This window comes from Ruegeria sp. CDSC081, assembly GCF_059610485.1.
Window position 1 is genome coordinate 431889 of sequence record NZ_JBXWNS010000001.1, and the last position, 19507, is coordinate 451395.

Annotated in this window: 19 protein-coding genes; 7 read left to right on the top strand and 12 right to left on the bottom strand. The window is 56.8% G+C overall.

Going from position 1 to position 19507, the window contains the following annotated elements:
* Positions 1-115: 115 nt before the first annotated feature.
* From AC2FH9_RS02155 to AC2FH9_RS02170, 4 genes are read left to right on the top strand one after another with little or no spacing between them, the layout of a single operon-like run.
* Positions 116-1297, top strand: coding sequence for a formate dehydrogenase subunit gamma (locus AC2FH9_RS02155; protein WP_496677794.1), 1182 nt, complete (start codon positions 116-118; stop codon positions 1295-1297).
* Entirely contained in the window at positions 1298-2560 is a 1263-nt protein-coding gene (locus tag AC2FH9_RS02160; protein WP_496695125.1) for a c-type cytochrome, read from the top strand.
* A gap of 13 nt (positions 2561-2573) precedes the next feature.
* The gene (locus AC2FH9_RS02165) at positions 2574-2699 is read left to right on the top strand and encodes a hypothetical protein (RefSeq protein WP_271946568.1); all 126 of its coding nucleotides are present in this window, start codon (positions 2574-2576) and stop codon (positions 2697-2699) included.
* A complete protein-coding gene (locus AC2FH9_RS02170) occupies positions 2700-3572 on the top strand; it encodes a substrate-binding domain-containing protein (RefSeq protein ID WP_271946567.1) in 873 nt (290 codons plus the stop codon).
* A 2-nt stretch (positions 3573-3574) separates the two neighbouring features.
* Here AC2FH9_RS02170 and AC2FH9_RS02175 read toward each other — a convergent pair whose 3' ends face one another.
* From AC2FH9_RS02175 to AC2FH9_RS02215, 9 genes are all read right to left on the bottom strand, one after another.
* Complete coding sequence (locus AC2FH9_RS02175; RefSeq protein ID WP_496870602.1) at positions 3575-4390, bottom strand: ABC transporter substrate-binding protein; 816 nt, start codon at positions 4388-4390, stop codon at positions 3575-3577.
* Positions 4391-4408: 18 nt separating this feature from the next.
* A complete protein-coding gene (locus tag AC2FH9_RS02180; protein WP_496870604.1) occupies positions 4409-5143 on the bottom strand; it encodes an ATP-binding cassette domain-containing protein in 735 nt (244 codons plus the stop codon).
* Positions 5136-5849 carry an ABC transporter permease gene (locus AC2FH9_RS02185; RefSeq protein WP_281994749.1) on the bottom strand — a complete coding sequence of 238 codons (714 nt, stop codon included), beginning with the start codon at positions 5847-5849 and terminating at the stop codon, positions 5136-5138. The genes AC2FH9_RS02180 and AC2FH9_RS02185 overlap by 8 nt, the downstream gene beginning before the upstream one ends.
* Positions 5850-6002: 153 nt before the next feature.
* The gene (locus AC2FH9_RS02190) at positions 6003-6992 is read right to left on the bottom strand and encodes an ABC transporter substrate-binding protein (RefSeq protein ID WP_271946556.1); all 990 of its coding nucleotides are present in this window, start codon (positions 6990-6992) and stop codon (positions 6003-6005) included.
* 60 nt (positions 6993-7052) lie between these two features.
* The gene (locus tag AC2FH9_RS02195) at positions 7053-7898 is read right to left on the bottom strand and encodes an ABC transporter permease (RefSeq protein WP_142634378.1); all 846 of its coding nucleotides are present in this window, start codon (positions 7896-7898) and stop codon (positions 7053-7055) included.
* Positions 7895-8827 (bottom strand): ABC transporter permease, encoded by a 933-nt coding sequence (locus AC2FH9_RS02200; protein WP_142634380.1) that lies wholly within the window; start codon positions 8825-8827, stop codon positions 7895-7897. Before AC2FH9_RS02200 ends, AC2FH9_RS02195 begins: the two co-directional genes overlap by 4 nt.
* The gene (locus AC2FH9_RS02205; protein ID WP_271946553.1) at positions 8820-9614 is read right to left on the bottom strand and encodes an ABC transporter ATP-binding protein; all 795 of its coding nucleotides are present in this window, start codon (positions 9612-9614) and stop codon (positions 8820-8822) included. The genes AC2FH9_RS02200 and AC2FH9_RS02205 overlap by 8 nt, the downstream gene beginning before the upstream one ends.
* Positions 9615-9668: 54 nt before the next feature.
* Positions 9669-11123, bottom strand: a complete 1455-nt coding sequence (gene hydA / locus AC2FH9_RS02210; protein WP_496870605.1) for a dihydropyrimidinase — start codon at positions 11121-11123, stop codon at positions 9669-9671.
* A gap of 93 nt (positions 11124-11216) precedes the next feature.
* Positions 11217-12467 carry a Zn-dependent hydrolase gene (locus AC2FH9_RS02215; RefSeq protein WP_496868399.1) on the bottom strand — a complete coding sequence of 417 codons (1251 nt, stop codon included), beginning with the start codon at positions 12465-12467 and terminating at the stop codon, positions 11217-11219.
* Positions 12468-12636: 169 nt separating this feature from the next.
* Between AC2FH9_RS02215 and AC2FH9_RS02220 the strand changes: the two genes are divergently transcribed.
* On the top strand, positions 12637-13245 hold the full coding sequence (locus tag AC2FH9_RS02220) for a TetR family transcriptional regulator C-terminal domain-containing protein (RefSeq protein WP_142634388.1): 609 nt from the start codon (positions 12637-12639) through the stop codon (positions 13243-13245).
* Positions 13246-13497: 252 nt separating this feature from the next.
* Here the strand turns inward: AC2FH9_RS02220 and preA are convergent, their stop codons facing one another.
* The 3 genes from preA to AC2FH9_RS02235 form a co-directional block, all read right to left on the bottom strand.
* Positions 13498-14802, bottom strand: a complete 1305-nt coding sequence (gene preA, locus AC2FH9_RS02225) for an NAD-dependent dihydropyrimidine dehydrogenase subunit PreA (RefSeq protein ID WP_142634390.1) — start codon at positions 14800-14802, stop codon at positions 13498-13500.
* 45 nt (positions 14803-14847) lie between these two features.
* Positions 14848-16182, bottom strand: a complete 1335-nt coding sequence (locus AC2FH9_RS02230; RefSeq protein ID WP_496690719.1) for an NAD(P)-dependent oxidoreductase — start codon at positions 16180-16182, stop codon at positions 14848-14850.
* Between the two features lie 157 nt (positions 16183-16339).
* Positions 16340-16972, bottom strand: coding sequence for a cupin domain-containing protein (locus tag AC2FH9_RS02235; protein WP_496695112.1), 633 nt, complete (start codon positions 16970-16972; stop codon positions 16340-16342).
* A gap of 171 nt (positions 16973-17143) precedes the next feature.
* Between AC2FH9_RS02235 and AC2FH9_RS02240 the strand changes: the two genes are divergently transcribed.
* Positions 17144-18139: a GT-B fold glycosyltransferase domain-containing protein gene (locus AC2FH9_RS02240; protein WP_496870607.1), complete on the top strand. Its 996-nt coding sequence runs from the start codon at positions 17144-17146 to the stop codon at positions 18137-18139.
* 72 nt (positions 18140-18211) lie between these two features.
* Entirely contained in the window at positions 18212-19504 is a 1293-nt protein-coding gene (locus AC2FH9_RS02245; RefSeq protein WP_496870610.1) for an O-acetylhomoserine aminocarboxypropyltransferase/cysteine synthase family protein, read from the top strand.
* Positions 19505-19507 lie beyond the last annotated feature (3 nt).

The following is a 19507-nucleotide window of genomic DNA, read 5'->3' on the forward strand; positions in this document are numbered from 1 at the left end:
GCCAAACCTTCCCCGGCGCGCAAACCGTGTGCCGGGGAGCACTAAGATTTTTCGACGAAAAATCTCTGCCCGCCCGGAAAAGGGCCTACGCCAATGACCGCGTTACGAGGTTCATATGACTTTCCTGCGACTTCTGTTCTGTCTCATTGTTTTGACTGTTCCTGCCCTTGCTCAGGATGCTCCGGATCGCAATTCGACGGGTGGTGCGACCACGCTCGAGGATATCTTGGCCCGGCAGCGTGGCGAGACGGTCGATAACGGTTATCGCTCAGGTAACACCGGTCAAGGCAACGCCGAAGGTCTGATGGGCCAGTTGGGCACACGTGGCGTTGCGTCTGACAGCGACGTCTATCGCGCTTTGCGGTATGGCTCCGCGGATGTGACCGTTTCGTCGAACGGCCCTGCAGCCAGCGTCTTGATACAGGACGGTGGCATGTGGTGGTTGAATTTCCGAACAGGCCCATTGCGCGATTACGGCACGTATATTCTGGCCGGGATGCTTGGCATCCTTCTGCTGTTCTTCTTGATCCGGGGTAAAATCCGCATTGATGGTGAAAAGACGGGACGCACGGTTACGCGTTTCTCGGGCTTTGAGCGGTTCGGACATTGGCTGTTCGCGGGCTCTTTCCTGATCCTTGGCCTGACCGGATTGCTGACCCTTTATGGTCGAGACTTTCTGATCCCGATCTTCGGGAAAGAAGGCTTTGCGGCCATAGCGCAGGGCTGCAAATGGCTGCATAACAACCTCGCCTGGGCCTTCATGCTGGGTTTGATCATGGTCACTGTGAACTGGATCGCCCACAACATCCCCAACCGCACCGACCTGAAATGGCTGGCTGCCGGCGGCGGGTTGTTCACGAAAGGCAGCCATCCCCCGGCCAAAAAATTCAACGCGGGTCAAAAGATCATCTTCTGGGCCTGTATCCTGCTGGGCGTATCGATCAGCCTGTCTGGCCTGTCTCTGCTGTTCCCGTTTGAGATGCCGCTGTTTGCTAAGACCTTCTCAATCGCAAATGCAACCGGCATCCCGCAGATGTTGGGTCTGAACCTTCCGGTGCAGATGTCACCACAAGAAGAGATGCAATATGCGCAGGTTTGGCACGTGATGGTCGCCTATGTCTTCATCGCCATCATCATCGCGCATATCTACCTGGGCTCGGTGGGCATGGAGGGCGCTTTCGACGCGATGGGCACAGGCGAGGTCGAGGAACAATGGGCGCGTGAGCACCACTCGCTTTGGCTGGAAGAGGTCCAGGAAAAAGAGGCCAATAAGGCAGTGGCCTCGCCTGCGGAATAGATGCGCGGTCTAATCCTTGCACTGGTGTTGACCCCCCTGCCCGCAATGGCCGAGTTCTTTACGCTCAAAGGTCATGGAGGACCGATCATGGGGATTGCCGCCGCGCCGGACGGCCGGATTGCGACGGCCAGCTTCGACAACTCCGTCGGCCTGTGGTCAGACCGCACGCCGCAATGGCTTGAAGGGCACGAGGCTGCCGTGAACAGCGTCGCCTTTGGCGACACAGCGATCTATTCTGCTGGTGACGACTTTACCCTGCGCCGGTGGCCGGATGGCCAAATCCTCGGGCGGCACAAGGGCAAGATCGTCGATATTGCTGTTTCAAACTCCCACATCGCCACTGCCAGTTGGGACGGCACGATAGGGGTTTGGCCGCTTGACGGGGCAGAGCCAAGGATATTGGGCCCCACAGGCAGCGGTGTGAATGCTGTTGTGTTCACACCAAACGGAGATGCGCTGTATACCGGCGGGGTTGATGGGGCGGTTCGTCTTTGGGATGTCGCAACCGGTCAGGAAAAACTGCGACTGGTTGATAACGGGTTCGGCATCAACGAACTGGTCCTGAACCCCCATGAAAACTGGATTGCCTATGGGGCCGTCGATGGCGTCACGCGCATTCGTGATCTGACTACAGGCGACGAGCATGATTTTACCCTGGACCGCCGTCCAATCCTTGCGCTGGCTCTCAGCCCGGACCGCCGCCTGCTGGCGGTGGGGGATGGTGAGGGTCATATCATGTTGGTCGATACCATCGTCTGGCGCATCGCACAGGATTTCCGGGCCACATTGCGCGGCCCGGTCTGGGCGCTGGCCTTCTCAACCGATGGTAAAAACATCTATGCAGGTGGTATAGATGAGGCGATGTATAGCTGGCCGGTATCTGACCTTGGCGACCAACAACAGATGGCCGCGACTGAACCAAGTTTTCTGAAGAACCCTGACCAGATGGATAATGGCGAACGCCAATTCGTGCGCAAATGCTCGATCTGTCACAGCCTGACGGCGGACGGGCACAGACGTGCTGGACCTACGCTCTCCGGTGTGTTTGGTCGCCGGGCGGGCAGCTTACCGGGATATTTCTACTCGGACACGCTGCAAGACTCTGATATCATTTGGAATGACGAGACGATAAATGCCCTTTTCGACCAAGGACCAGACCATTACATTCCGGGATCGAAGATGCCCATGCAACGGATTACACAAGCGGATGACCGCAAAGATTTGATCGCCTTTCTGCGCCGCGTCACGGCACCGGAAAACTGAACCGGAGGTAAATATGAAAGCCTTTCTAGCCGCAGTTGCCACGATGGCTGTAATTGCCGTCGCTGCGCCGTTTGCCTTAGGCCAATTCGGATTCAGCGCGGCGAATGCCAGCGCGGGTTCGGCCGTGCGCCTCGACTGAATGTCAGAATACCTGACCACCAAAGAACTGGCGGACCTGCTGCGCATTGGCGAGCGTAAAGCCTATGACCTTGCCTCATCCGGCGAGGTCCCCTGTGTCCGTGCCATGGGCAAACTCTTGTTTCCAAGGGCCGAAGTCATTGCCTGGCTGAACGCATCGCGCAGCGGACCGCAGGTCGCAGAACCGTCGCTGCCGCCGATCGTGGCGGGCAGTCATGATCCGCTGTTGGATTGGGCTCTGCGGGAAAGCGGGTCAGGCCTGGCAACTTATTATGACGGCTCATTTGACGGCTTGAATCGCCTGAAAGAACGATCAGCGCAGGCTGCGGCGCTGCATATCCACGAGACAGACGGATTTAACACGCAATCTCTGCAGGACCATCTGGGAGAGGCACCCGTCATTCTGTTCGAACTAGCAAAACGCCAGCGTGGGTTGCTGATGGCCCCCGGTGTGACTGGGATATCGGACTTTTCTGACCTCCGGGGCCGTCGCGTTTTGCTGCGTCAGGACAGTGCCGCCAGTCAACGGTTGTTCGACACGCAACTGCAGGCGCACGGCCTGAACCGAGACGATCTGGATACCCTGCCGACCTGCGCACGTACCGAAGAAGAGCTGGCCATAGCCCTGCATGACAATAAAGCCGATGCCGGATTCGGCCTGGGTGCGCTAGCAGGGCTGTACAATCTGGGCTTTGCCCCGACCCATACCGAACGCCTGGACCTTGCTATCTGGAGGCGCGCCTATTTCGACGGCCCGATGCTTCGGTTGCTCGGCTTTGTGCAATCCGACCGCTTTGCCACCCGGGCAGAAGAATTCGGCGGGTATGACTTGTCGGATCTGGGAACCATCCATCACAATGGAGCCAGCGGCTGACCCTATTGGGCGTTGGGAAAGAACAGCTGCTGGCCGTCCAGCGTGTAAGATGCGATGGCCGCCTGCCCTTCGGGCCCGGTCAACCAGTCAATAAAGCGCTGCCCCGAGGCCGCCCGCACTTTGGGATGCTTGTCAGGGTTCACAAGAATAATCCCATATTGATTGAACAGGAGTGGATCGCCCTCAACCATGACCTCTAGGTTTCCCTTGTTGCCAAAGCTCTGCCAGGTCGCCCGATCCGTCAGCGCATAGGCACCCATCCCACTAGCCACGTTCAGTGTCGCCCCCATCCCGGATCCAGTTTCCCGGTACCAAGTGCCCGAAGCGTCGGTCGGGTCGATACCGGACGAGGCCCAATGGCCCAGCTCCGCCTTATGCGTCCCGCTGTCATCCCCGCGTGAGGCGAAGGGCGCCTTGGCCTTAGCCACGGCGGTCAGCGCCGCGATAATGTCAGTCCCACCTTTCACTTTGGCGGGATCGGATTTTGGCCCCACAAGGACGAAATCATTGTACATCACGTCCGACCGCTCAACACCCCAACCATCTGCCACAAACTTCTCTTCGGCAGGTTTGGCGTGAACCAGCAAGACGTCCCCGTCACCGTTGATCGCATTGCGGATCGCCTGCCCTGTACCAACAGCCACCACGCGGACATCAATCCCGCTTTCGGCTTCAAAGCCTGGCAGGATATGGTCGAACAAGCCCGAATTCTGCGTCGACGTGGTTGATTGGACTACAATAAATGGGGTTTCGGTCAATGCGGCTGTAGTGTTCAGGCCAAGCGCTATTACTGCAGCCCCGACGAATTTGCGGATCATTTGAACTCCATATTCTGATTAGGTTACCAGACCACCGGCAACAAACCGGCGCGCGGCGTCACTTGTCGGGGCATCCAGCACTTGTTTGGCAGCACCGTGTTCGACCACGTGTCCGGACTGCATCATGACGATATCCGCTGCCAGACGGCGTGCCTGACCGATATCGTGGGATACCATGACAATGCGCACCCCTCGGTTCGAAGCGCGCAAGATCATCCGTTCGATCATCTGCGTAGCACCGGGATCAAGCGAACTGGTTGGTTCGTCCAGGAACAAAGTCTCCGGGTCCAGCGCCAGCGCGCGCAGGATGGCCAGCCGTTGCGCCTCGCCCCCGGACAGCGATCTGGCGGACTGGCGCGCCTTACCCTCTAGCCCACCTTCGGCCAGCAATTCGTCGATCCGGGATTTGCGAGTTGCACGGGACATGCCCTGACGCTTTAGCACAAAATCAAGATTGGCTGACACGGACCGGCGCAACAGAACCGGTCTTTGAAACACCATCGCCTGTCGTGATTTGTGATACGCATTCAGGGCAATCCCGTCCTGCTGAACCCTGCCGCTATCCGGGACGATAAGCCCGTGCAAACAGCGCAAAAGCAGGCTCTTGCCCGCTCCGTTCGGCCCAAGGATCAAAGTTGGTCCCAGCCCCATCAGGGATAGCTCTGGCACTTGAAGCAGTGTCTTTCCCTTGCGGGAAATCTGTAAACTGTGAACAGAAAGACATTTCACCATCTCGGGCACCAGATCACGCATGGCGCAACCCTTCCTTCTCGGCCCGCAGGCTAAGCGTGCTGACCATGGCGTTTACTGCGATGGCTATGGCAATCAGGATCGCCCCAAGCGCAAGCGCCAAGGCCAAATTACCCTTGGACGTTTCAAGGGCGATCGTCGTCGTCATCACCCGCGTGACGTGGTTGATATTGCCGCCAACGATAATAACCGCTCCAACTTCGGCAATCGCACGGCCAAACCCCGCCAGCAATGCCGTAACAAGAGACAGCCGCGCATCCCACAATAGCACCGGAATCGATGCCATCCGCGACAGGCCGAGTGAGCGGAGTTGCTCGGAATATTCCTCGGCCAGCATTTCGACCACTTGACGTGTCAGTGCGGCAACGATCGGGGTCACCAGAACGACCTGAGCAATAATCATCGCCGTCGGTGTGTAGAGCAATTCAAGGACCCCCAACGGGCCGGAACGCGACAGCATCAGATAGACTAGCAAACCAACCACAACCGGGGGCAAGCCCATCAAGGCATTCATCAAGACGATCAGAATCCGCCGCCCTGGAAAACGCGCAACGGCCAAAGCCGCGCCCATGGGCATCCCGATAACGGCAGAAATCAGAACGGCAAAAACAGAGACTTTCAGGGACAACAGAACAATCGCCCACAGCTCCGGATCCCAATGAAGGATCAAAGCAAGCGCCGACCTGAATTCTGTTGTAAAATCTTGCATTATCTACCTAATATCCTCCATGTTGAACAGTTTGCTATAATTTACAGGTAATTACTATGACAAACGCCCTACAAGTGCAGTCACATTTTCGACGCTTCCAACAAAAAACGCGGCCCCGTTTGGGACCGCGCCATATTCCATCGTGAACCTGACTCAGTTCAGTGCTGCATCCGAAATCTGATGCGTCCAGGCACCTTCGGGTTGTTTGGTGATAACGGGATCAGAACCACCGGCAAGCAGCGTCCCTACAGTGCGCTCAAAATCCGCCGGATCAAGCGATCCGTTTGAGCCCGCAGTCAGCTTGGCAATCTCACCCATCATACGTTTCTGATGCGCTTCGGTTTGGGCGCCAGTCGCGTCATTTTCAAGCACGATATCGGCCGCTTCATCTGGGTTCTCTTCGGCATATTTCCACCCCTTCATCGAAGCCCGCACGAAACGTTCCATCTTGTCGACAAATGCCGCGTCGCTCAGGTTCTCTTCAAGAACGTACAGGCCGTCTTCCAGCGTCGCGACGCCCTGATCTTCGTATTTGAATGTGACCAGTTCGTCGGGGCTGACGCCGGAATCTATGACCTGCCAGTATTCGTTATAGGTCATGGTGCTGATGCAATCAGCCTGACGCTGCAGCAGCGGGTCGACATTAAAGCCCTGCTTCAAAACCTCGACGCCATTTTCGCTCTTGCCACCGGTATCAATGCCCAGCTGGCTCATCCAGCTCATGAAGGGGAATTCGTTGCCAAAGAACCAGACGCCCAGTGTCCGGTTCTTAAGGTCTTCTGGTGCGGAAATACCGGCATCTTTCCAGCAGGTCAGCATCATACCCGAGCTTTTGAAAGGCTGGGCAATATTCACCAGCGGCAGGCCCTTTTCGCGCGCGGCCAACGCAGCTGGCATCCACTCGACCGTCACGTCAGCGCCGCCACCGGCAATGACCTGTGTCGGCGCTATGTCCGGGCCGCCTGGCAGAATGGTGACATCAAGACCTTCTTCTTCGTAGAACCCTTTGTCTTTGGCCACGTAATAACCTGCGAACTGAGCTTGCGTGACCCATTTCAACTGCAATGTCACCTCATCCGCCGACCAGGCTGCACTGGCGGCCAGGCTAAAGGCGGCAACCGCCCCGCTGAGTATCTTTTTCATCTTCACATCTCCTAGTTTCAGTTGGCGCCCCATTTTTCATTTTTGGGGTCTGTTGAATTTTTATCCGCGCTGCGATGGGTGCCAGAAGGTCACCGCCTTTTCGATCATGGCCACCAGACCATAGAATGATGTCCCAGCCAAAGCCGCCACTACGATCTCGGCCCAGACCATATCCAGTGAGAGCTGCCCCACGCTGGTTGATATCCGAAAACCCATGCCAAGCGTCGGTGAGCCAAAGAACTCGGCCACGATAGCGCCGATCAATGCAAGGGTGGTGGATATCTTGAGACCATTGAAAACAAATGGCATCGCGGCAGGCAAGCGCAGCTTCAGAAAGCTCTGCCAATACGTGGCGGCATAAGTCTCCATCAGGTCGCGCTGCATTGCTGTCGCCTCGCGCAGCCCGGCGACGGTGTTCACCAGCATTGGGAAAAAGACCATCACGACAACCACCGCCGCTTTGGAGTGCCAGTCGAACCCGAACCACATGACCAGAATCGGCGCGGTGCCAACAATCGGCAGAGCGGCCACGAAGTTGCCCACGGGCAAAAGCCCAAGGCGCAGAAAATCCCACCGGTCCACTGCAATCGCCATCAGGAAGGCGGCTCCACAGCCGATGATGTAACCGCTCAGCGCGCCCTTGATGATGGTTTGCACGAAATCCATCCAAAGCGTGGGCAAACTGTCCCAGAACCGAATCCAGATAACCGATGGAGCGGGCAGAATGACCAAAGACACCTCAAGGCCGCGCACCAAAAGCTCCCAGATGATGATGATAGTCAGACCAAAGATCAGCGGAGCCAGAAACCGGACCATCCGCGTATCAGCATAGGGCCCGCTGGCCAAGCGGCTGTTCAACCACCATCCCAACAGCCACACACCGAGTGCGCCCAGAATTGGTATCATTGCGCAATCCCCATCCGTTTCAGGACCGACTTTTCAATCAGCCCCAGAAGCCCCACAAGACAGGCCGCCAGAATCGCCGCCGCAAACAGGGCCGACCAGATTTGCACGGTCTGACCATAATAGCTGCCTGCCAGCAGGCGCGCGCCCAGCCCCGCGACTGCCCCGGTGGGCAATTCCCCCACGATGGCCCCTACCAATGAAGCCGCAATGCCTATCTTCAGCGATGTGAACAGATACGGCATCGAGGCCGGCAAACGCAGTTTCCAGAACCCCTGCGCGTGGCTCGCGCTATAGGTACGCAGCAAATCCAGTTGCATCGCATCAGGGCTGCGCAAACCTTTGACCATGCCGACCACGACAGGAAAAAAGCTGAGATAGGCCGATATGACCGCCTTGGGGATAATCCCCTGCACGCCAACGGAATATAGGACCACAATGATCATCGGGGCCAGAGCGATGATCGGGATGGTCTGGCTGACTATCGCCCAGGGCATGACCGACAGGTCCATGACCCGGCTATGTACGATCCCAACAGCCAGCAGAATTCCCAGACCGGTGCCAATGGCAAAACCCAGTATCGTCGCACTCAGCGTCACCCAGCCGTGATAAACCAGCGAGCGCTTTGAGGTGATTTTCTTCTGAACTGTTGTCTTCCATATCTCAACGGCCACCTGATGCGGAGCGGGCAACCGTGGACGATCCTGTTCCCACGTGGCTGGAATGGCAAAGCTATTGTCCAGAACCAGGCTGAATTCGGACAGATCGCGACGATCTTTTGCCGAGGGTGGCTGAACTGTGGCGCCGGCCCGTTCCTGTTCGGTCAGAACACCTTTGATATTCATCGGAATACAAGCGGCGTACCAAAAGGCTACTATGACGGCCAGTACCGTCAATACAGCCCAGAATGCCTTGAACCCGCTGCTATTCATCCGAATGCCCCGCGCGCAACCCTTCTCGCACCCTATGGGCAACTTCGATGAATTCCGGCGTGTCGCGAATATCGAGCGGCCGCTCTTTCGGCAACGGACTGTCGATCACGTCAGTGATCCGTCCGGGCCGAGGGCTCATTACAACGATCTTGGTGCTCAGATAGACGGCCTCAGGGATGGAATGGGTGACAAACCCAATGGTCTTTTCAGTCCGCGCCCAAAGTGCCAGAAGCTGCTCGTTCAGGTGATCGCGGACAATCTCATCCAACGCGCCAAAAGGTTCGTCCATAAGCAGGATATCCGCATCAAAGGCCAACGCCCGTGCGATGCTGGCCCGTTGCTGCATTCCACCCGACAACTGCCAGGGAAACTTTCCACCAAACCCCTCAAGATCAACAAGTTCCAAAACCTTGTTTACGCGTTCTTCCTGCTCGGCAGCTGTAAACCCCATGATTTCAAGCGGGAGCTTGATGTTCTTGGAAATGGTGCGCCAAGGGTACAGACCCGCGGCCTGAAATACATAACCATAGGCCCGTTTCCGCCGCGCCTCATCCGGAGTCATACCGTTGACGGTCAATGTCCCGCCAGTCGGTGTTTCCAACGCAGCGATGCACCGCAAAAAGGTGGTCTTACCACAGCCGGAGGGCCCGATGAAGCTGACGAATTCTCCCTTTTCGATGGTCAGGTTCACATCCTTCAGAGCGTGGACCGGCCCGTCATTGGTCTGAAAGGTCAGATCCAGTTGCCGCGCCTCGATTACAGGCGGTGCAGCGGTTTCAATATTCATTCCATCCCCTTGAACTTAAACCGTAATAAGACGTGATATCTGCCACATATTCTGTCATACACCGGTTGCTGGAATACCCGTGCGTACCACCGGTCGCGGCGCTGTCAGCTCTTTCCAAGTACTCAGCGCCTTGTTGACGGTTGTATTGGCCTCGCGTTCAACAAATTGGCCATGGCCTTCCTGAGTCCTGATCTCTCCGTCATGCACTGCAACCTGCCCACGGGTCAGAGTAAAGCGCGGCAAGCCTTTGACCTCTTTGCCCTCAAACACGTTGTAGTCGATCGAAGATTGCTGCGATTTCGCGCTGATCGTCTTGCCTTTCTCAGGATCCCACACCACCAAATCGGCATCGGCACCTACAAGAACTGCGCCCTTTTTTGGATAACAATTCAATATCTTGGCGATGTTTGTTGAAGTGACTGCCACAAATTCATTTGGCGTCAGCCGACCAGTGTTCACCCCATGAGTCCACAGCATCGGCATCCGGTCTTCCAACCCTCCGGTACCGTTCGGGATCTTGGTGAAATCCCCCACGCCAAAGCGTTTCTGATCCGTCGTAAAGGCGCAATGGTCGGTGGCCACGACACTCAACGAACCAGATTGTAATCCGTTCCACAGGCTATCCTGATGCTGCTTGTTTCGGAACGGAGGGCTCATGACCCGCCGCGCCGCGTGGTCCCAATCCTGGTTGAAATACTCGCTCTCATCCAAGGTCAGATGCTGGATCAAAGGTTCCCCCCACACCCGCTTGCCCTGCATCTTGGCACGCCGAATGGCCTCATGCGCCTCTTCGCACGAGGTGTGCACCACATACAGGGGCACTCCGGCCATATCCGCGATCATGATCGCGCGGTTGGTCGCTTCGCCCTCGACCTGCGGCGGACGGGAATAGGCATGTGCCTCGGGACCTGTATTGCCTTCGGCCAACAGCTTGGCGCTGAGCTCGGCAACAACATCGCCATTCTCGGCATGCACCATGGCCGTTCCACCCAGCTCGGCAAGACGCTTGAACGAAGCATACATTTCATCGTCATTGACCATCAACGCGCCCTTATAGGCCATGAAATGCTTGAACGTGTTGATGCCGCGTGTCTCGATCACCGTCTTGAGGTCATCAAACACCTGCTCGCCCCACCAGGTCACCGCCATGTGGAAAGAATAGTCGCAATTTGCACGTGTCGACTTGTTATCCCAGCGCTTGAGCGCATCCAACAGGCTTTCACCTGGGTTGGGCAGAGCGAAATCAACCACCATCGTGGTTCCTCCGGCCAATGCCGCCCGGGTTCCGCTCTCAAAATCATCGCTGGAATAGGTGCCCATGAACGGCATTTCCAAATGCGTATGCGGGTCGATCCCGCCAGGCATCACATAGCAGCCCGTCGCATCCAGTTCCGTATCACCTTTCAGGCCCGGCCCAATCTCGGTGATCACCCCATGCTCGACCCTCACATCCGCCTGGTAAGACAAATCCGCGGTTACGATGGTCCCGTTCTTGATAACAGTGCTCATATCAATCTCCCTGATGCGGTCTGCGCCGCTTGCTTCATCTGGCTACAAATACCTCGGGGGGAGTCGCCCAACGGACGACGGGGGCAGAGCCCCCTATTCCACAATTCCAGCCGTCTCTACGACCGCATGAAACAGAACATCCGCCCCGGCGGCAGCCCAATCCTTGCTGATTTCTTCGGCTTCGTTATGGCTTAGCCCATCCACACAAGGGCACATCACCATCGCTGTTGGTGCAACCCGGTTGATCCAGCAGGCATCATGACCGGCGCCCGAAATGATATCTGTATGAGAATAACCCAACCGTTCAGCCGCATCGCGCACGGCTGCCACGCAGCCTTCATCAAATTGCACCGGATCAAATCCGCCGACCTTCTCGAATTCGATCTGTAGGCCCATCTCATCCACGATATCTTCGGCCGCTACGCGCAGACGATTTTCCATATCGGTGATCACGTCCAGATCGGGCGAACGGAGATCGACAGTAAACACAACTTTCCCCGGGATCACGTTACGCGAATTCGGAAACACATCAATATGCCCTGCCGCACCCACCGCGTGGGGCGCATGGGACCAAGCAATCTCGTCAACCTTTTCAAGGATGCGCGCCATCGCCAATCCGGCATTCTTGCGCATCGGCATCGGCGTAGACCCGGTATGGGCGTCCTTTCCGGTAACTGTAATCTGGGTCCAGCTGAGACCCTGACCATGGGTGACAACGCCGATATCCTTCCCCTCGGCCTCAAGAATGGGGCCCTGTTCGATATGCAGCTCAAAGAAGGCGTGCATCTTTCGGGCACCAACCTCTTCATCACCGCGCCAGCCAATGCGGCTCAGCTCATCTCCGAACTTCTTACCTTCGGCATCCTCACGGTCATAAGCCCAATCCTGCGTATGCATCCCGGCAAAAACCCCCGAGGACAGCATCGCAGGTGCATAGCGCGTGCCTTCTTCATTCGTCCAGTTGGTCGCAACGATTGGATGTTTGGTCTTGATTCCCAAATCATTGAGCGTGCGGATGATTTCCAGCCCGCCCAATACACCCAGAACACCGTCATATTTGCCGCCTGTCGGCTGCGTATCCAGATGTGAACCCACATAGACCGGCAATGCCTCGGGGTCCGTGCCCTCTCGATGCGCAAACATATTGCCCATTTGGTCCAGCCCCATGGTGCACCCGGCCTCTTTGCACCATTTCTGAAACAGCGCGCGGCCTGCCGCATCTTCATCCGTCAGGGTCTGACGATTATTGCCCCCCGCAACACCCGGGCCAATCTTGGCCATCTCCATCAGGCTGTCCCACAACCTGTCGCCATTGATCCTGAGGTTCTGCGCCGGAGCTGCCATCCTAGTCTTCCCTGTTGCTTGCGATTTGCTCGCTTTTGGTGTCTTGATTTGACCATCTGGTCAAACTCACGCTATCACGGGTTCGACATCAGTCAAGAAATAGCAGAGCTCGGTGGGAATTTTTGGCATATTCCGCACTTGCGAGCCCAAAAATCAGACAGGCAAAGACATGTCCAAAGACCGCGCACCAACACGAATTCAGAAAAAAAACCGCGCTGCAATTCTAGAAGCCGCTTTGAACGTGTTTTCTGCCTACGGTTTCCGCGGTGCTACCGTCGACCAGATTGCTGCCGAGGCCGGGTTGAGCAAGCCGAATCTTCTGTACTATTTCCCCTCAAAAGAAGCGATTCACACGGCCCTTCTATCTGGCCTTCTCGAGATTTGGCTGGCCCCCCTCCATGATCTCGACGCCGACGGGGACCCTTTGGAAGAGATACGCGCTTATATCCATCGCAAACTGCAAATGAGCCGGGAACTTCCGCGCGAAAGCCGTCTGTTTGCCAATGAACTGGTCCAGGGTGCACCACGCATACACGATGCATTGTCCAATGATCTCAAAACTTTGATGGATGAGAAGACCGCAATCCTTACGGCCTGGATGGAACAGGGTAAAATCGCGCGCCTCCATCCCTACCATCTTATTTTCTCCATCTGGGCTTTGACACAGCATTATGCGGATTTCGATGTCCAGGTTCGGGCCATTCTTGGCGACGAAGACCCGTATGAAGGTGCTGAACCGTTTATCGACACGCTCTACCGCAAATTGCTGGCGCCTTAGGTTTTCGTTAGCCGGAACCCGCTCACCCTGAGCCTAGGATGACGCTACTCTTTTCTTCCCTGTCCACACACAGGTGCCGTGGTAAGGCTTTCGTTGGGTGGGTAGAGCGAGAAGTGGGGCATGAGGCGTTCCAAGACGAAGTGAGGAGGCGCGGATATCATCTGATCCGCACCGCCACCCAATATGTCGCAAACTGCCACAACGCCCCCCATCGACATCCTGTTCTAAGAAGATTCGACGAATTTTCTTGGACTACTCGGCGGCTTTCGCCATTGGATTGTTGGGATGGGTTGTCCAGTTGCTATATTCGGGCTGCACTTCCTGTCCCGTGCGCGGGTCGATTTCGCCAGCGTCCATCGGCACCATGGAAATACATCCCTCGACCGGGCACACATCCACGCACAGGTTGCAGGCCACACATTCGTCATCCATAACCTCGAACACGCGCTCTTCGGACATTGAAATGGCCTGGTGGCTGGTGTCTTCGCAGGCGGCATAGCAACGACCACACTTGATGCACTGATCCTGATCAATCTTGGCCTTGGCGACATAATTCAGGTTCAGATATTGCCAGTCGGTCACGTTTGGAACCGCAAGACCGACAATTTCCGAAACGTCCTGATACCCTTTTTCATCCATCCATTTCGACAGACCCGCCGTCAGTTCGTCAATGATCTTGAACCCATAGGTCATCGCCGCCGTGCAGACCTGAACATTGCCGCAACCCAATGCCATAAACTCTGCTGCATCGCGCCAGGTAGTCACACCGCCAATACCCGAAATCGGCATTCCGTTCGTTGCCTGTCCACGCGAAATCTCGGACACCATCGACAGGGCAATCGGTTTCACCGCAGGGCCACAATAGCCGCCGTGGCTGCCTTTGCCGTCAATCGAGGGTTCAGGGCTGAAGCTATCCAGATTGACACTGGTAATCGAGTTAATCGTGTTGATCAGCGATACCGCATCCGCACCACCATTCTTTGCGGCTTCTGCCGGCTTGCGGATATCAGTGATATTCGGCGTCAGTTTCACGATGACCGGTCGGTCATAGTATTTCTTGCACCAGCGCGTCACCATCTCGATATATTCCGGCACCTGCCCTACGGCCGCCCCCATCCCGCGCTCGCTCATCCCGTGTGGACAGCCAAAGTTCAGTTCGATCCCGTCGGCACCGGTTTCGGCAACACGCGGCAGGATAGCCTTCCAGGCTTCTTCCTCGCACGGCACCATGATCGAGGCGATCAGGGCGCGATCTGGATAATCAGCCTTAACCCGCGCCATTTCTTCAAGGTTTACCTCTAATGGGCGGTCTGTAATCAGCTCGATATTGTTCAGACCCAACAACCGACGGTCTGCGCCGTAGATCGCCCCATACCGCGGGCCATTAACATTGACGACCGGTGGACCTTCGGACCCGAGTGTTTTCCACACGACCCCCCCCCATCCGGCCTCAAAGGCACGGCGGACGTTATATTCCTTGTCCGTCGGCGGCGCAGATGCCAGCCAATATGGGTTGGGGCTTTCAATTCCCAGAAAGTTCGATTTCAAATCAGCCATTTATCCGGCCTCCCTGATGCTTGCAGGCATCTTGATCATTGAGTTTCACGCAATCAGACTTGCGTGGATATCCATCGCGGCATCGCGCCCCTCGGCCACTGCGGTCACGGTCAGGTCATCCCCGCCTGCGGCGCAGTCGCCTCCGGCCCAGACCGCTTGTACCGATGTGCGCCCGGCGCCCGTGACGGCGATCTTGTTCCCGTCCAACGTCAGCCCTTCGGGCGCTCCTTCCAGCGTCTGACCTATTGCCTTCAGCACCTGATCGGCAGGCAGGCGGGTTTTCTCGCCGGTGCCCTTCAACTGACCGTCATGGCTGGCAGTATACTCCAATTCGATCTCGGCGGCTGCCCCGTTGCCGTGTACGGCTACGGGCTGAACATTGGTCATGATCCTGACGCCGTGCGATGCGGCCAGATCCTGCTCATAGCGGCTGGCACCCATCGCCTCGCGTCCGCGCCGGTAGGCGATGGTGACGTTTTCCGCGCCCAGCAATTTCGACTTTACAGCTGCGTCAACCGCGGTCATGCCGCCTCCGATGACGACGACATTCCGCCCAACGGGCAGCTCAGCCAGATCGGCCGCCTGACGCACATCCGAGATAAAGTCGACCGCGTCGCGCACGCCGGTCAGATCCTCGCCGCCCGCCCGCAATGCATTCACACCTGTCAGACCGATGGACAGGAAAACCGCATCATAGTTGTCAACAAGGCCATCCAGCGACAGGCCCTCGCCCAGAACCGATCCGGTCTCGATGGTGATGCCGCCGATCCTCAGCAACCAATCGATCTCAGCCTGAGCGAAATCATTGGTCGATTTATAGGCGGCAATTCCATATTCATTCAGACCGCCGGGTTTTGGGCGGCTTTCGTGAATGACCACATCATGCCCCAGCATCGCCAGCCGATGCGCACAGGCCAGCCCTGCGGGCCCTGCCCCGATCACGGCCACCGTTTTGCCGGTGAATGCGGCGCGCTGGAACGGATGGTCGCCCGATGCCATAACGCTGTCAGTAGCAAACCGCTGCAAACGCCCGATCTCGACTGGCGATCCTTCGGCGGTTTCGCGTACGCAGACTTCCTCGCACAGCGTTTCGGTCGGACAAACACGGGCGCACATGCCACCCAAGATATTCTGACCAAGGATGGTTTCACCCGCAGCTTCAGGCTGACCGGCCTGAATCTGGCGCATGAACAATGGAATATCAATGTCTGTCGGACAGGCCGTCACACACGGCGCGTCATAGCAGAAATAGCAACGATCCGCGGCCACTGCGGCCTCATGCGGGGCAAGTGGTGGATGCAGATCCGTGAAATTCGAGGTCAGCTCATCGCTGGAAAGCCTCCCGGAGACTATGCCGGGGACCATCTGGCCCTGTGCCATCGCTCTACTCCCTGTAGATATGTTGTTATGGCCTCAGCTTGGCACAATCTGATTTTTTATCAAATGGTAAATTTTGCCAAATGGTCAAAAAATGAATAACCAGGCCGAAACACCCGGTTTTTTACTGTACATTGCTGGTTTTTTGGGCCGGAACCGCTCAGATCATCTGTGACAGGTGCCCGGATTTGATCCAAATTCGCGCGCCCTCTGCTCCTGCCAAAGCAGTGGAACGCGCACCTGGCGGTAATCTCAACCAGTCCCAGGCTGAAAATTCTTCGTCGGATTCCTGCACCGAACCTGCGATGACAAACAACTCCAACCCATCGACTGCATCCAGATCCAGCTTTTCGCCAGGTGACAGATTCAATACGCGAACATCTTCGCGTGAGTCCTTGAAAAGCTGAAGATTCGAATCCCCAGTAATCGACCGACGAATTTCGGTCCTGTCCTCAGGGTCAAACTGGTGCAGTTTGACTAGTATCGTCGCGCCTTCTTTTGCCGAAGGCGTATGGGAAGACGTCGGAGGATTGCGCACATAACTACCTGCAGGAAAATCACCGGTCTCGTCCTGAAACACACCGTCCAGCACCAGATACTCCTCTCCTCCATCATGCGTATGGGCGGCAAAGGCGCTTCCTGGGGCAAAGCGGACAATCGTGGTGGCGCGGGCGACCTCTTCCCCGATCCGGTCCAACATCTTGCGCTCGACACCTGCGGCAGGTGACGCAATCCAGTCGTTCCGGTCGAAATGCACAGCAACACGTTTTGTGAAATCTGCGTTAACTCTCATGCGGCTTCTCCTGTTTGGTCTGGTCTCTAGATGGTTGCGCAAGTCCTGAATTCAAATTTCAGATGCATGATCTATGATCACATCTGGTTTTGTGCCACGTCTCTACCTAGTGTACGCCCAACCAAAATTCGAGCAGTGCTGGCCCAACGCCACGAACCCGAGAGACGCCCGATGCAGACCGTCAACAATAAATTCAATATCGTGGTCATCGGCCAAAACAATCGGCTGCAATACGAGGCACTGCTGTTTGCAGCCTCGTTACGACACAGCTGTCCCAATTTCGCAGGCCGCCTGTTCGTTGCCGTTCCTCAACCAGGGGCCCGCTGGTCACAGGATCCCAGCATTCAGGATGAGGATGTCCTGAAAGCGCTACATCAGCTTGGGGCCGAAATTCTACCGTTTGAAAACCGGGCTTTCGGTGGAAGCTATCCCTATGGAAACAAGATCGAAGCACTGTTGGCCTTGCCCAAGGGGGAACCGTTTGTCTTTTTCGACAGCGATACGCTTGTCACCGGAGACCTGAATAGTGTGCCCTTCGATTTTGACCGCCCCGGTGCCTCGCTGAAAGTCGAGGGAACATGGCCGCGCCCGACCCTGTATGGTCCGGGGTATGACGGTATCTGGCGCGCCCTGTATGAGCGGTTCGAACTGGATTTCGACAGCTCATTGGACAAGGCCCAACCGGCCGAATACTGGCGGCGCTACCTGTATTTCAATGCGGGTTATTTCTTTTATAGATGCCCACGCCAGTTCGGCGAACGGTTCCTGGAATATGCCTGCACCATCCGGGATGAGGATATCCTGGAACTCGCGGGCCAAACACTGGACCCATGGCTGGATCAGGTCGCATTGCCGCTGGTTATCCATGCCCTTGGCGGCGGCCGCGACGCACTGCCCACTGGCCTGCTGGACGGGTCGGTCACGTGCCACTACCGTCTGTTTCCCCTGCTATATGCCCGCGAAAGCGACCATGTGATCGAGGTTCTGGAAACTGTGGTTGCGCCCAACAAGTTCAAGAAAGTGCTCAAGGGCTATGACCCAATAAAGAAACTGGTGCTCCAGCGCAAAGGGCACAAAATACGCGAGATGTTCGATCGCGAAAACCTGCCTCAGCGCGAGCAGGTCATTCGCAACAAGATCAAAAGCAAAGGTCTATGGATGCGCTGACAGCAATGTTGTGCGCACGCGTCCAATCGCCTAGAGATTCTGCAACACATAGCCCAACAGGAGATTTTCACCATGTCTGACGGCCCCACCTACGGTTTCGACACGCTTCAAATTCACGCAGGCGCACGCCCTGACCCGGCAACAGGTGCGCGTCAGACGCCGATTTATCAAACAACGGCATATGTGTTTCGCGATGCAGACCACGCGGCGGCTCTGTTCAACCTGCAGGAAGTCGGCTTTATCTATTCCCGCCTGACCAATCCCACCGTGGCGGTTCTGCAGGAACGCGTGGCAACGCTTGAGGGTGGCGTTGGAGCAGTTTGCTGCTCGTCCGGTCATGCCGCCCAAATCATGGCACTGTTCCCGCTGATGGGACCTGGCTACAACGTGGTGGCCTCGACCCGGCTGTATGGCGGCACGATCACTCAGTTTAGCCAGACGATCAAACGGTTCGGCTGGTCTGCCAAGTTTGTGGATACTGACGATCTGGATGCTGTGAAGGACGCGATCGACGAAAATACACGAGCGGTGTTCTGCGAATCCATCGCCAACCCGGGCGGCTATGTCACCGATATCCGCGCACTGGCGGATGTGACGGATGGCGCCGGCATTCCGCTGATCGTCGACAACACCTCGGCCACACCCTATCTGTGCCGCCCGATTGAGCACGGCGCGACGCTGGTTGTGCATTCAACCACCAAATACCTGACCGGCAACGGCACTGTCACTGGCGGCTGTATCGTGGATTCGGGCAAGTTCGACTGGTCCGCGAATGACAAATTTTCCTCGCTCAGCCAGCCGGAACCGGCCTATCACGGGCTGAAATTCCACGAGACATTCGGTCCGCTGGCCTTCACATTCCACGGCATCGCCATCGGCCTGCGTGATCTGGGCATGACGATGAACCCACAGGCGGCGCATTACACGCTGATGGGGATCGAGACTCTGTCTCTGCGAATGGAGCGTCATGTAGAGAACGCGCAAAAGATCGCAGCCTGGCTAGAGGCCGATGACCGCGTGGAATATGTGACCTATGCGGGCTTGCCCTCGTCGCCCTATCACGACCGGGTCAAGACGCATTACCCCAAAGGGGCCGGTGCGCTATTCACTTTTGCGGTCAAGGGCGGCTATGACGCCTGTGTCAAACTGGTGAACGCGCTGGAGATCTTCAGCCATGTGGCCAACCTGGGCGACGCGCGGTCGTTGATCATTCATTCGGCCTCGACCACCCACCGTCAGCTGACCCCGGAACAGCAAGAGGCCGCAGGCGCCGGTCCCAGCGTTGTTCGGGTGTCCATCGGCATCGAAGACGCCAACGATCTGATTGCCGATCTGGATCAGGCGCTGGCCAAGGCAACGGCCTGACAA

Coding starts and splice junctions, on each gene's coding strand:
- AC2FH9_RS02235 (WP_496695112.1), bottom strand. CDS start 16,972: ATGAGAGTTAACGCAGATTTCACAAAACGTGTTGCTGTGCATTTCGAC.
- AC2FH9_RS02170 (WP_271946567.1), top strand. CDS start 2,700: ATGTCAGAATACCTGACCACCAAAGAACTGGCGGACCTGCTGCGCATT.
- AC2FH9_RS02230 (WP_496690719.1), bottom strand. CDS start 16,182: ATGGCACAGGGCCAGATGGTCCCCGGCATAGTCTCCGGGAGGCTTTCC.
- AC2FH9_RS02240 (WP_496870607.1), top strand. CDS start 17,144: ATGCAGACCGTCAACAATAAATTCAATATCGTGGTCATCGGCCAAAAC.
- AC2FH9_RS02205 (WP_271946553.1), bottom strand. CDS start 9,614: ATGAATATTGAAACCGCTGCACCGCCTGTAATCGAGGCGCGGCAACTG.
- AC2FH9_RS02155 (WP_496677794.1), top strand. CDS start 116: ATGACTTTCCTGCGACTTCTGTTCTGTCTCATTGTTTTGACTGTTCCT.
- AC2FH9_RS02215 (WP_496868399.1), bottom strand. CDS start 12,467: ATGGCAGCTCCGGCGCAGAACCTCAGGATCAATGGCGACAGGTTGTGG.
- preA (WP_142634390.1), bottom strand. CDS start 14,802: ATGGCTGATTTGAAATCGAACTTTCTGGGAATTGAAAGCCCCAACCCA.
- AC2FH9_RS02160 (WP_496695125.1), top strand. CDS start 1,298: ATGCGCGGTCTAATCCTTGCACTGGTGTTGACCCCCCTGCCCGCAATG.
- AC2FH9_RS02180 (WP_496870604.1), bottom strand. CDS start 5,143: ATGCGTGATCTGGTGCCCGAGATGGTGAAATGTCTTTCTGTTCACAGT.
- AC2FH9_RS02175 (WP_496870602.1), bottom strand. CDS start 4,390: ATGATCCGCAAATTCGTCGGGGCTGCAGTAATAGCGCTTGGCCTGAAC.
- AC2FH9_RS02245 (WP_496870610.1), top strand. CDS start 18,212: ATGTCTGACGGCCCCACCTACGGTTTCGACACGCTTCAAATTCACGCA.
- AC2FH9_RS02185 (WP_281994749.1), bottom strand. CDS start 5,849: ATGCAAGATTTTACAACAGAATTCAGGTCGGCGCTTGCTTTGATCCTT.
- hydA (WP_496870605.1), bottom strand. CDS start 11,123: ATGAGCACTGTTATCAAGAACGGGACCATCGTAACCGCGGATTTGTCT.
- AC2FH9_RS02190 (WP_271946556.1), bottom strand. CDS start 6,992: ATGAAAAAGATACTCAGCGGGGCGGTTGCCGCCTTTAGCCTGGCCGCC.
- AC2FH9_RS02195 (WP_142634378.1), bottom strand. CDS start 7,898: ATGATACCAATTCTGGGCGCACTCGGTGTGTGGCTGTTGGGATGGTGG.
- AC2FH9_RS02200 (WP_142634380.1), bottom strand. CDS start 8,827: ATGAATAGCAGCGGGTTCAAGGCATTCTGGGCTGTATTGACGGTACTG.
- AC2FH9_RS02165 (WP_271946568.1), top strand. CDS start 2,574: ATGAAAGCCTTTCTAGCCGCAGTTGCCACGATGGCTGTAATTGCCGTC.
- AC2FH9_RS02220 (WP_142634388.1), top strand. CDS start 12,637: ATGTCCAAAGACCGCGCACCAACACGAATTCAGAAAAAAAACCGCGCT.